This is a genomic window from Flavobacterium sp. PL11 (genome assembly GCF_035985025.1).
Lineage (GTDB): Bacteria > Bacteroidota > Bacteroidia > Flavobacteriales > Flavobacteriaceae > Flavobacterium.
The window spans coordinates 75,360-89,008 of record NZ_JAXCIA010000003.1 but is presented as its reverse complement, the minus strand read 5'-3'; the positions used below and the strand labels follow the sequence as shown (position 1 = coordinate 89,008).

Below are 13,649 nucleotides of genomic sequence, written 5' to 3'. Positions count from 1 at the left end.
ATCAATCTTCTTTTTCACTTAATTTACGTTCAAGTTCCTTCTGAAACTCTTCCATTACAGGTTTCATTGTACTATCTGGAATATCTGAAATTCTAATATACATCAATCCATCTACAGCATTGTTAAAAAGGGGGTCGACATTAAAGGCAACCACTTTTGCATTTTGTTTGATGTATTTTTTAATCAGCACGGGCAAACGTAAGCTTCCAGGTTCGAGTTCGTCAATAATTTTATCAAACTTATTTAAATCAGCTTCTGTTTCATTAAAAATGAAATCCTTGTCGGCGTCTTTCAGTTTTACTTTATACTCTTTTTTGGGATGAATATATTGGGCTATGTAAGGATCATAATAATTAGATTTCATAAATTCAATCATCAATGATTTAGAAAAATCAGAGAATTGGTTGCTGATGCTTACGCCGCCTAGCAAAAATTTATGCTCTGGATAACGCAATGTAGTGTGCATAATTCCTTTCCAAAGTAAGAAAAGCGGCATTGGTTTTTGTTGGTATTCTTTAATGATAAAAGCACGACCCATTTCAATGGATTTATGCATCATATCATACAACTCTGGTTCAAAACGAAATAAATCGTTGAGATAAAAACCATTTATACCGTATTTAGGATATATTTTTGAACCTAATCCCATTCTATAAGCGCCAGCAATTTTATTAGTTTCATTATCCCATAAAAATAAATGATGGTAATACTTATCATGTTTGTCTAAATCAATACTTTCATTTGTGCCTTCTCCTACTTCGCGAAAGGTAATTTCCCGTAATCGTCCTATTTCATGTAAAATATTAGGAATCTTTGAAGCTTCTGTAAAAAAAACTTCATAGTTTTTACTTTGTAACAGGCGGCAATCAGTATTTCTAGCTATTTCTACTTCGGCAATCATCTTTTCTTGATTGGCTCCGGTTACAATTTTCTTAGGACTTTTAGGAATTTTTAATGGCGAAGTTGGTAAAAAGTGGCTTTCTTTTTCAAATGGATTAGCCAGCATATACGTTTTCTTACGCAAAAACTCAGAGTATTCTTCAATCGATTTATATTCGTTTTGTTCGGTAACTGAAATTGGCTTCCCAACACGAACTTTTATAACACGGTTTTTTTGGCTAAACACTTCTGATGGTAATTTGGCAGTTCTAAAAGTGCTACTTATCTTAGAAAGTAAATAAAACAACCGACTGTTTTTAGCATGAAAATAAATTGGAATTACAGGAACTTGCGCTTTTCTAATTACTTTAATGGCACCTTCTTCCCACGGTTTGTCCACCATTAATTTTCCATCTTTATAAGTAGAAACTTCTCCTGCTGGAAACATTCCTAATGGTTTTCCATCGCTCAAATGACGAAGTGTTTCTTTGATTCCCACAACGCTAGATTTTGCATCCTTATGATTTTCAAAAGGATTTACAGGCATTATATATTTCTTCAGGGGTTCAATACGATGCAATAGAAAATTAGCGATAATTTTGAAATTCGGTTCTCTTTCTAACATTAATTTTAGCAATAGAACACCATCAATTCCGCCAAGTGGATGATTTGAAATGGTAATATAAGCACCATCTTTGGGTAAACGCTTTAAATCTTCATCTGGGATTTCAAAGTTAATTTGTAGATCGTCTAAAATTCCATTTAAAAAAGCAACATCTTTTAAATGTCTATTTCTATCATATACTTTATTTAATGTAGAAATTTTAAGCACCTTCATTAATATCCACCCGGAGAAAGTTCCAAAAAATCCGTATTTGTCAACATTTATTGCCTTTGCAACTTCTTTGGCGGTAACTAAACCCATTTATTTCGTATTTTTAGAGCAAGAAACAAAGATAGCAAAAAAGTCCATTTTCTCTATTTTTCTCAATCAAACTTCTTCTTTTTTATTACTTTTGAAACTCAAAAAAATCTATAATGAAAATTATTTCATACAATGTCAACGGAATCAGAGCTGCAATTACTAAAGGTTTTATCGATTGGTTGCAGCAAGCAAATCCAGATGTAATTTGCCTTCAGGAAATTAAAGCAACTGAAGATCAAATTCCTGTGGATGCAATAACTGCTGCAGGTTATCCTTATCAATATTATTATTCAGCAACTAAAAAAGGGTATAGCGGCGTAGCAATTTTATCCAAAATAAAACCCAACAATGTTGTTTATGGCACTGGAATCGCTCACATGGATTTTGAAGGAAGAAATCTTAGAGCTGATTTTGATGATGTTTCTATCATGAGTTTGTACCTTCCATCAGGAACAAATATAGATCGACTAGATCATAAATTTATGTTTATGGATGATTTTCAAAATTATATAAACGGTCTTAAGAAAGAAATTCCCAACCTTATTATTTGTGGCGATTATAATATTTGCCACGAGGCTATTGATATTCATGATCCTGTACGCAATAAAAATGTCTCTGGATTTTTACCGCAAGAAAGAGCTTGGCTTGACAACTTTATGAAAGAAGGTTTTGTTGATAGTTTCCGCCATTTTAATAACGAGCCACATCAATATTCTTGGTGGAGTTATCGAGCGGGAGCGCGAGGAAATAATAAAGGATGGCGTATAGATTACAATTTAGTTAGTGATTCGTTGAAACATAAATTAAAAAGAGCCGTTATTTTGTCTGATGCCGTTCATTCTGATCACTGTCCAATTCTAGTGGAAATCGAGTGATTTTTTTAGAAGCTTTATCCTGCTATCCGTTACAATCTTGTTGCTTTTTTGAAAAAGCAACAAGGATTTTCACTGCTATCAGGGCTAGGGCATCTCGATAAAATGACTATTTTTGGTCAAACATAAATTAAAAAAGTAAAACAAAATGATAAAAAATATTTCAATCGGACTACTGGTATTAGCACTCTCATCATCGTGTGTGTCAAAAAAGATATATAATGATTTAGAAAATAAGTTTGCTGATTTAAAAAAAGAAAATAAAAATATTTCTGATGAAAATTCCGATTTATTAAGAGCTAATAATCAATTAGAAGTGTACCGTGATGGCTTAACTGCTGATCTAAGTAAGCTAAAAGCAGAACTTAATAAGTTAAAATCAGATTATGCAGCAGCGCAAGAAAAATTTAAAGTTTTACAAGATTCCTACGCCGCTTTAGAAAAAAACAGTAGCGATGCTTTGCAAACTAACATGAAAAAAAATAGAGATTTATTAAGTCAGTTAGATGAAAAGGGAAAAGCTTTATCTATAGAACAAGAGCGCTTAAGCAAAAATGCACAACGCTTACAAGAACTTGAAAACTTGATTGCTGCTAAAGAAGCGAGCATGAAAAAACTAAAGGAAACCTTATCAAATGCATTAAATGTTTTTGAAGGAAAGGGATTGACCGTTGAGCAAAAAAATGGAAAAGTTTATGTTTCAATGGAAAACAAATTGCTATTTAATTCAGGTAGTTATGCTGTAGGTTCAGAGGGTAAAAAAGCAGTTATAGAAGTTGGTAAAGTTTTAGGAGATAATCCAGAGATTGCGGTCCTAATTGAAGGTCATACTGACAATGATTCTTATGCAGGTTCAGGTCCAATTGCTGATAACTGGGATTTATCTACTAAAAGAGCTACAGCAATTGTTGCTATCTTGAGTGAAAACAAAAACATCAATAAGCAAAATCTCACTGCTGCAGGACGTAGCGAATACGCACCATTAGGCAGCAATTCAACTGCAGAGGGGAAAGCTAAAAATCGAAGAATCGAAATTATCTTAACGCCAAGACTGGATGAAATTGCTGAAATGCTAAATGAAATTAATTAGTATTAAAAAATCAAAAATATTTAGAAGGTTCAAAGATTATTCTTTGAGCCTTTTTAATTGCCTAATTTTAAATGTTCCTTAAAAATAGCGTAAACAGAAAATTAAAAGTTTTAGAAAAACTATTTTTACACACTAACTACAATTACAAAAAAATGAAATATACGACTTTACCCAATACGGATATAAAAGTTAGTAAAATATGCCTTGGCACCATGACTTTTGGTGAACAAAATACAGAAGCTGAGGGTCACGCCCAAATGGATTATGCATTTGAAAACGGAGTTAACTTTTTTGACACGGCTGAGATGTATTCGGTTCCTGCGCGTCAAGAAACGTATGGAAGTACCGAAAAAATCATTGGAACTTGGTTTAAAAAAACGGGAAAGAGGGAGAACATCGTTTTAGCATCTAAAATTGCTGGGCCAAGTCCTACGTTTACATATATGCGTGATCATTTAGATTTTTCACCTACAAGTATCAAGACTGCTTTAGATCAAAGTTTACAACGATTACAAACTGATTATTTAGATTTGTATCAATTGCATTGGCCTGAGCGAAAAAACAATTGTTTTGGTCAACGCGGTTTTAAAATACAAGATGATGCTTGGCAGGATAATATTCATGCCGTTTTACAAACTTTAGACGGTTTTGTCAAAGAAGGGAAAATTAAACATATTGGACTTTCTAATGAAACGCCTTGGGGAATTATGCGGTTTTTAGAGGAAAGTAAATACAATAATCTACCAAGAATAAAAACCATTCAAAATCCATATTCGCTATTGAATCGCCTTTTTGAGGTGGGATCTTCTGAGATTTGTATGCGTGAAAATATGGGTTTATTAGCGTATTCACCAATGGCTTTTGGTATTTTATCAGGTAAGTTTTTGACAGGGGAAAGTCATCCAAAAGCTAGAATCAAATTGTTCCCAAATTACTCTAGATACAGCAGTGAGCAATGTACAAATGCAACAATAATGTATAACGATATTGCAAAGAAAAACGGTTTGACTTTAACTGAATTATCATTAGCATTCATCGAGCAACAAGCTTTTGTCACAAGTACAATTATAGGTGCCACAAGTATCGCACAATTAAAGGAAAATATTGATACAATCAACGTGTCACTTTCTGATGAAATAATTACTGAAATTAATAAAGTTCAGGCAATCATTCCAGATCCTGCACCTTAATTTTAAAAGTTAACAGTAAGGCCGATTTTTCTAGTAAAAATCGGCTTTTTGATTTTTATGATAAAGTGATTTTCGCTCCGCAAAGTTTCTATCTTTGAGGATGTGTTTTTCAGTTTTAAACTGATGTAGCCTACGATACAACCTAAGGATCATTGGATAAAAGGTAACACCACTTCATTTTTGAATTACCGTAAAACACTATTGCTTTTTGTCTGGTTGAGCGGAGTCGAAACCCTTTTGACAAGTCCTATATAATCTCGACTAAAAGCCTGTCCTGAGCGCAGATGAAGGGCTCGATTTGACTTAAAATAAAACAGTAAATTTAAAACACAATTGGTGTACTAATCAAATAACGTTGCTATCCTTATCATTCCGACTTTTGAGGACTCGAGGGTTTATCTAAATAGGCGAAGTAAGCTCAACGGCGTAGAGCAACAAACAAAGATTCTTCCTTCGTCAGAATGACAAAGTTGGAGAACTAAAAGCATAACTTAATTGTTTTTACCTTAAAGCGTAAAGCTCTTAATTCGGATGTTGAAATTTGTAACTCATATTTCATACATCTTACGTCCTAACATTAGTTTAAGGATAACACCACTTCATTTTTGAATATGCCGCAATAGGCTATTGATTTTTGTCTGGTTGAGCGGAGTCGAAACCCTTTTGACAAGTCCTGTTTAATCTCGACTAAAAACCTGTCCTGAGCGCAGACGAAGGGCTCGATTTGACTTAAAATAAAACAGTAAATTTAAAACACAATTGGTGTACTAATCAAATAACGTTGCTATCCTTATCATTCCGACTTTTGAGGACTCGAGGGTTTATCTAAATAGGCGAAGAAAGCTCAACGGCGTAGAGCAACAAACAAAGATTCTTCCTTCGTCAGAATTACAAAGTTGGAGAACTAAAAGCATAACTTAATTGTTTTTACCTTAAAGCGTAAAGCTCTTAATTCGGAGGTTGAAATTTGTAACTCGTATTTCATACATCTTACGTCCTAACATTAGGTTAAGAATAACACCACTTCATTTTTGAATATGCTGCAATAGGCTATTGATTTTTGTCTGGTTGAGCGGAGTCGAAACCCTTTTGACAAGTCCTATATAATCTCGACTAAAAGCCTGTCCTGAGCGCAGACGAAGGGCTCGATTTGACTTAAAATAAAACAGTAAATTTAAAACACAATTGGTGTACTAATCAAATAACGTTGCTATCCTTATCATTCCGACTTTTGAGGACTCGAGGGTTTATCTAAATAGGCGAAGTAAGCTCAACGGCGTAGAGCAACAAACAAAGATTCTTCCTTCGTCAGAATGACAAAGTTGGAGAACTAAAAGCATAACTTAATTGTTTTTACCTTAAAGCGTAAAGCTCTTAATTCGGAGGTTGAAATTTGTAACTCGTATTTCATACATCTTACGTCCTAACATTAGGTTAAGAATAACACCACTTCATTTTTGAATATGCCGCAATAGGCTATTGATTTTTGTCTGGTTGAGCGGAGTCGAAACCCTTTTGACAAGTCCTATATAATCTCGACTAAAAGCCTGTCCTGAGCGCAGACGAAGGGCTCGATTTGACATAAAAAAACACAATACACGTAATTCGTAATTCGTAATTCGTAATTCGTAATTTGTAATTCGTAATTCGAAATTCGTAATTCGAAATTCGTGCTGAATTTAATTGCACAATAAAAGTATAACCTGTAAATCCGTCTTGTCCAATTCGTTTATTTTTGGTACGTTTGGTTATTCTCAACACCCACAGCTCTATGCTCATCAAACCTCGTAAAGCGCTCAACAAAGCCTTTCTTAAAATTAGACCGGACCGCAATGGCATCGAATTGTTTAAATCAAAGCTCATCCTTCTTTTAGATTCTAGCAAAGCCAATGAATCCGAGGAGTTTCATAAGAATTTGATTTCCGATTTTCTCAAAAATACCTATTATTCGCCGAATTATTTTATCAATACTAAAGGCCGAAATGATTTGGTGATCCACACCAGTTCGGAAGCTAAAAGTAATGTGGGCGTGATTATTGAAGCCAAAAGTCCGACCAACAAAGCCGAAATGATTTCGGAGAAAAGTTTAAATAGTAAAGCCTTGCAAGAATTGGTTTTGTACTTTTTGCGGGAACGCATCACGCACAAAAACCTGGAAGTCAAACATCTTGTGGCAACCAACCTCAACGAATGGTTTCTTTTTGACGCACAAATTTTTGATAAGCTTTTTGCACAAAACAAAACCTTTGTCAAGCAATTTCAAGACTTTGAAGAGGGAAAATTATCGGGTAATACCACGGATTTTTTCTACAGAGAAATTGCCAAACCTCACATCGCTTCGGTTGTTGATAAAATAGAATATACCTATTTTGATTTGGCTACTTACGATACGATTCTGCGGAATGCCGATAAAGAAGACGACGCCAAGTTGATTGTTTTGTACAAATTACTTTCGCCGGAACATCTTTTGAAACTGTCTTTTGCGAACGACAGCAATTCTTTGGACAAGAATTTCTATAATGAACTCCTGCATCTCATTGGCTTGACCGAAACCAAAGAAGGCGGCAAAAAACTCATTCAGCGTCCTAAAGTAGGCGAACGAAACAGCGGTTCTCTACTAGAAAATGCCATCAATCAGTTGGATAGTTTGGATAAAATATCCCGACTTCCCAACCCAAAACAATATGGCGTTACTTATGAAGAACGCCTTTTTACCGTAGGTTTAGAACTTTGCATTACGTGGGTCAACCGCATCTTGTTTTTAAAACTCTTGGAAGCCCAACTCATCAGTTACCACAAAGGCGACCGGAGTTATGCGTTTTTGCACAAAGAAGTATTGCACGATTATGACAACCTCAACGCGCTGTTTTTTATGGTGCTTGCCAAGAAACCCGAAGATAGAAACGATCGGGTCAAGGAGGTGTTTGCCAAAGTGCCGTACCTGAACAGTTCGCTTTTTGAACCTACAGATTTAGAACACGATACCTTATTTATTGCCGGATTAGAAGATAGTATTCCGCTTCCTTTTATATCGGGAACGGTGATTAAAGACGGCAACGGAAAGAAACACAAAGGCGAAATAAATGCCTTGGATTACTTTTTTGACTTTTTAGACGCCTACGATTTTGCCAGTGAAGGAAGCGAGGAAATTCAGGAGGACAATAAAACCTTGATTAACGCCTCAGTGCTAGGACTGATTTTTGAAAAAATCAATGGCTATAAAGACGGTTCGTTTTACACACCCAGTTTCATTACGATGTACATGTGTAAAGAAACCATTAGGCGTGCCGTGGTGCAAAAGTTCAAATCGGCACCTAACCCAACCAAAGCGGGCGAAAACTTCTCTACAATTGAAACGTTCAACGACTTGTACAACAGCATAACCGACTTGCAAGGAGCAAACGACATCATCAACAGCTTAAAAATATGCGATCCAGCCGTGGGATCGGGACACTTTCTGGTTTCGGCATTGAATGAAATTATCAGCATCAAGCAGGATTTGGGTATTTTGCTGGATAGAAAAGGCAAGCGTTTAAAGGAATACCAAATGGATATTGTAAACGATGAGTTGATTATAACTGATGACGATGGCGTGCCATTTACCTACAATCCCAAAAGTGCCGAAAGCCAGCGGGTGCAAGAAACCTTGTTTTATGAAAAGCAAACCATTATTGAAAACTGCTTGTTTGGTGTGGACATCAACCCGAATTCGGTTAAGATATGTAGATTAAGATTGTGGATTGAACTTTTGAAAAATGCCTATTACACAAGTAGGGACAAGTCGCGACTTGTCCCTACGTTGGAAACGTTACCCAACATTGACATCAACATTAAATGCGGGAATTCCTTGATTGCACGATTTGGGTTGGACGCTGATTTAAAGAAAGCCTTGAAGCAAAGCAAATGGAACATTGAAAGTTATAAACTTGCCGTGGATACCTATAGAAATGCCGAAAGCAAGGAACAGAAAAAAGACATGGAACGCTTGATTGCGGATATCAAAGGCAATTTTAGAAGTGAAATAGGGATTAACGACCCTAAGAAATTAAGTTTAGAAAAAAAGAAAGGCGAACTCTTTAATTATACCCAGCAAGTAGGCCTTTTTGACCGCAGCAAGAAAGAGCAAACCGCATGGAATAAGGCGGTAAATACGCTAGCGGGCGATGTTAAAAAACTAGAAACAGATATTGAGGAAATCAAGAACAACGCTATTTATGAAAATGCTTTTGAATGGCGCTTTGAGTTTCCCGAAGTCTTGAATGATGCTGGGGATTTTGTGGGTTTTGATGTGGTGATTGGGAATCCGCCTTATATCAAAGAATATGAAGGAAAAGAAATATTTGACGGGTTACGAAATAATCAAGTTTACCAAGGTAAAATGGACATTTGGTATATGTTTATGGCTGATGGAATAAAAATTCTTAATCAAAATGGTTTGTTAAATTTTATTGCACCTAATAACTGGGTTACTAATTCCGGAGCAAGCAAAATGAGGAATTATATGTTAGAAAATGCCAAGTTTATTCAACTCATTGATTTTGCTAATTATATGGTTTTTGATACCGCGAGTATTCAAACTATGATTATGCTATTTGAAAAAAATAAAGCTAATAATTACACATTTGATTATCGAAAAATAAATTACGCTAAACCACTATATGAAGATGCCATCGATATAATCGAAAACTATAAATCTGAAAATATCCAGTTATTAGCGCCAACAATAGTAAAACAAAATTTAATGGAGAAATCCTTTACTTTCAATAGTGGAACTGATGATGTGATTTTAGATAAAATACTTTCAAAAAGCAATTTTACGTTAGATGAAAAATTAGAGGTTGCTCAAGGTATAGTATTCCCACAAGATTTTTTAAACAAAGCATCCAACGAAAAATTAGTAAATTTCAAGGTTGGAGATGGAGTTTTTGCTTTGAGTGAAATTGAAAAGCAAAGCCTTAACCTTAATGATGATGAAAAGAAATTAATTAGACCTTACTTTACAAGTGAACAATTTCGAAGATATCACGGAACAAACGAAAATAAACTATGGATAATCTATACATCGTCAAAGTTTAAAAATGCAGACGAGATTAAACCATATCCTAATATAAAAAAGCATTTAGACCAATTTAGAACTATAATTACATCGGATAATCAACCGTATGGATTACACCGTACTAGAGTTGAGCGATTTTTTAAAGGCGAGAAAATTATCACATTACGTAAATGTGCTGGAAAACCAGTTTTTACTTACACAAATTTTGACTCGTATGTTTCAGCTACTTTTTATGTAATTAAGACTGATAGACTAAATCAGAAGTATTTAACAGGATTACTAAATTCAAGACTGCTGGAATTTTGGTTGCGAAACAAAGGAAAAATGCAAGGAAATAATTTTCAACTTGATAAGGAGCCCTTGATAAATATGCCAATAATAAAACCATCAGAGTTGATTCAAAAACAAATAGCATCAATAGTAGACCAAATTTTAACCCTAAAGCAAGCCGACGCTTCGGCTGACACATCGGTTTTAGAACGAGAAATTGATTTGATGGTGTATGAATTATATGGTTTGAGTGAGGGGGAAATTGGGGTTGTTGAGGGGAGTTAGGGGGCTGAGGTGAGGGCAACTAAAAAATGTTTTCGGATATTAAAAGGAATGAATAAGCTATATATATTCTTGCGTATATTTGGTAGTTGTAAAACATTTAAGAAAATGACCATAGCCTATAAAAAGAAATACTTGAATTTAAACCTCATATATGCTTTACTTTTCACTATAACTTTATTTACGGTTGCTTTGAATAGTGAAGAGAATTGGAAAATGATTATCGGAATATTGGTACCAGCTAGTTTCATCGCAAAATATTTTTATCAGAAACAAAAAAAATACCTTACAATTGAAGATGACAAGATAAAAGTCAATAACATTTTCGGTAGAGAAATTAACTTATATGAAATACTTACGATTGAAAAATACGCTGGAGATTATATACTCAAAACTGGAATTAAAAAACTAAAAATTGATATAACTATTATAGAGCCAGTGGAATTATCTAATTTAAATTCTGAATTAGAAAAACTAAATGTGAAATGGGAATAAAAACGTTTTACAACACCGTTTATAAATCCCGATAGCGCGGATTTTCAATCCGTGCCCAATCCCATAAAAATAACACTTAACGCCTAAATTATTTCCGATAACTATGATTTTCAATCATATAGCACCCGATAGCGCGGATTTTCAATCCGTGCCCAATCATATAAAAGCAAATCTTACTGCCTAATCCCGATACCCGCTAGCGCGGATTTGTAATCCGTGCCCGCTAACATTCCTGATTATGCACTTCAATTTTAGAACCTTGCTCCGCAAAATTACTCCAGCTCCGAAGATGTGTTTTCAGTTTTAAACTGATGTTTCTTACGATAAAAGATGCTAATCAAATAAAGATGATATCCTTATCATTCCCGCTCAGGAGGATTCGAGGATTTATCTGAATTGGCCAATTATGTTCAACGGCGTAGAGCAACAAACTGAGATTCTTCCTTCGTCAGAATGACAGAGTTGGAGCAGTAAAAGCCTGTTATACCTGATAGCGCGGATTTGTAATCCGTGCCCGCTAACATTCCTGATTATGCACTTCAATTTTAGAACCTTGCTCCGCAAAATTACCCCAGCTCCGAAGATGTGTTTTCAGTTTTAATCTGATGTTACTTACGATAAAAGATGCTAATCAAATAAAGTTGCTGTTCTTGTCATTCCGACTTAGCAGGATTCGAGGATTTATCTGAATAGGCGAAATATGCTCAACGGCGTAGAGCAACAAACTGAGATTCTTCCTTCGTCAGAATGACAAAGTCCCGCGCGATAAAGTTTCCAACTTTGAAAATGTATTTTTCAGTTTTAAACTGATTTAGTTAAAGCTAGTTAGGGGGTTTTACAAATTATTTCTAGCTCCGCAAAGTTTGTAACTTTAAGGATATTTTTTTAGTTTTGAACTGATTTAGATAAAGGTAGTTTGGGGGTTTTACGAATTATTCCTACCTCCGCCTCCGCTCCGCAAAATTTCCAACTTTGAGGACGTGTTTATCAGTTTTAAACTGATTTAGTTAAAGGTGGTTTGAAGGTTTTACGAATTATTTTAGCTCCGCAAAGTTTGTAACTTTCAGGATATTTTTTCAGTTTTAAACTGATTTAGATAAAGGTAGTTTGGGGGTTTTACGAATTATTCCTACCTCCGCCTCCGCTCCTCAAAGTTTCCAACTTTGAGGATGTGTTTTTCAGTTTTAAACTGATTTAGTTAACGCTTATTCAAAAATATTCAAATTACCCCTTTCTCATAATGGATTGAATATCAAAAATCTAATTTTTCTGAAGTAATAAAATATGCCAAAAGTTTTAGCAGTAAAACTCCTAAATATGATAGACAAAATAGATTACTGTGCTATAAACACAAATTGAAAATTCTTATTGGCACACATGCGTACTTTAGACAATAAAACTGTAACTGACAAAACTTGTTCTGTAGCAATTGCGCAATTTGGACTAGAAAGAAAGTTAGATTTATGGCATCGTCCAAAGTCTATTTACAGCAATTTGCAACAACTAACACGTGAAAGAGATCAAATAGTATTTGAAAGAACGATGGTAAAAAATCATCTACACGCAGAAAAATCAGAAACTGAACCTAATGAGAGTAGCTTGTCAGGAATTAATACCCGGATAAAGTTCTTGAATGGGCAGGAAAAAGAAATAAAAAAAGAGATAGGAAATTGGATTAGTACAGATGCCTATTTAAAACAAGAAATAGAAAACATTTGCACTATACCAGGAATTGATGAATTGCCAGCCGTTATTATTTTAGCAGAAACCAATGGTTTTGAACTCATCCGAAATAAAAGACAATTGACAAGTTATGCAGCATTAGATGTTGAAGAAAAGCAGTCTGGAACATTAGTGAAAGGAAAGCCACGTATATCAAAAAGTGGAAATAGACATTTGCGTAAAGCAATGCATTTGCCAGGATTAACCGCTGTAAGATGGGATGATAATTTTAGAGATTTATACGCAAGAATTGTCTCAAAAAATGGAATTAAAATGAAAGGATTGATAGCAGTTCAGCGAAAGCTTTTAGAAATGACCTACAGCATATTTAAGAATAAATGTTTTTATGAGAAAGAATACGAAGCCAAGCGAATTGATCAAAAAAATAGCGTCCCAGCACAAATGGCATAACACGCTATACAAGCTGGTTCTTGACCGCTTTAAATGCAAAATTAAAAAGAAAATGAATTACATGCAATAAATCCAAAATAAAAGACATTAGATTATTAAAGCAAAAACACTAATCTAAAGGATTTACTTAAAATCATTTTCCAAAAATAAATTAGATATTTTATTAGCAAATTAACACAGAATCTATCGAGAGGAGCTTTTTAAAAAGACTTTACAGCAATGTAATGTCTTTTTAAAAATCGCTAAAACGTACTTTTTTTCCATAGAAATTATCTACACTATTTAATCACTTGTATTAAAATTGATGTTTTCTACATATAATTATTTAACCCTAAGTAGTACTAAATTAAATCACATATTTAATCTTTCACTAAATAGATGCTTTCCAAACAAGGACATTTTTTGTAAAAGCTTTTAAATTTTATATATTTATAATCGAAAACTCAAATAACCTATT

The 13,649-nt window shown here is 34.3% G+C and carries 7 protein-coding genes; 6 read left to right on the top strand and 1 reads right to left on the bottom strand.

What is annotated here, in order from left to right; all coding sequences use genetic code 11:
* Position 1: 1 nt before the first annotated feature.
* Positions 2 to 1,804 (bottom strand): lysophospholipid acyltransferase family protein, encoded by a 1,803-nt coding sequence (locus RCH18_RS02830; RefSeq protein ID WP_326935250.1) that lies wholly within the window; start codon positions 1,802 to 1,804, stop codon positions 2 to 4.
* A gap of 113 nt (positions 1,805 to 1,917) precedes the next feature.
* On the opposite strand from RCH18_RS02830, the gene RCH18_RS02825 reads away from it, so the two are divergent.
* The 6 genes from RCH18_RS02825 to RCH18_RS02800 all read left to right on the top strand — a co-directional run bounded on the left by RCH18_RS02825 (position 1,918) and on the right by RCH18_RS02800 (position 13,192).
* Entirely contained in the window at positions 1,918 to 2,679 is a 762-nt protein-coding gene (locus tag RCH18_RS02825; protein WP_326935249.1) for an exodeoxyribonuclease III, read from the top strand.
* A gap of 145 nt (positions 2,680 to 2,824) precedes the next feature.
* Entirely contained in the window at positions 2,825 to 3,766 is a 942-nt protein-coding gene (locus RCH18_RS02820) for an OmpA/MotB family protein (protein WP_326935248.1), read from the top strand.
* A gap of 152 nt (positions 3,767 to 3,918) precedes the next feature.
* The gene (locus RCH18_RS02815; protein ID WP_326935247.1) at positions 3,919 to 4,956 is read left to right on the top strand and encodes an aldo/keto reductase; all 1,038 of its coding nucleotides are present in this window, start codon (positions 3,919 to 3,921) and stop codon (positions 4,954 to 4,956) included.
* Positions 4,957 to 6,727: 1,771 nt separating this feature from the next.
* Positions 6,728 to 10,567, top strand: a complete 3,840-nt coding sequence (locus RCH18_RS02810; RefSeq protein ID WP_326935246.1) for a DUF7149 domain-containing protein — start codon at positions 6,728 to 6,730, stop codon at positions 10,565 to 10,567.
* Between the two features lie 105 nt (positions 10,568 to 10,672).
* Complete coding sequence (locus RCH18_RS02805) at positions 10,673 to 11,059, top strand: hypothetical protein (RefSeq protein ID WP_326935245.1); 387 nt, start codon at positions 10,673 to 10,675, stop codon at positions 11,057 to 11,059.
* A 1,377-nt stretch (positions 11,060 to 12,436) separates the two neighbouring features.
* Entirely contained in the window at positions 12,437 to 13,192 is a 756-nt protein-coding gene (locus RCH18_RS02800; RefSeq protein WP_326935244.1) for a transposase, read from the top strand.
* The last annotated feature ends 457 nt before the right edge of the window (positions 13,193 to 13,649 follow it).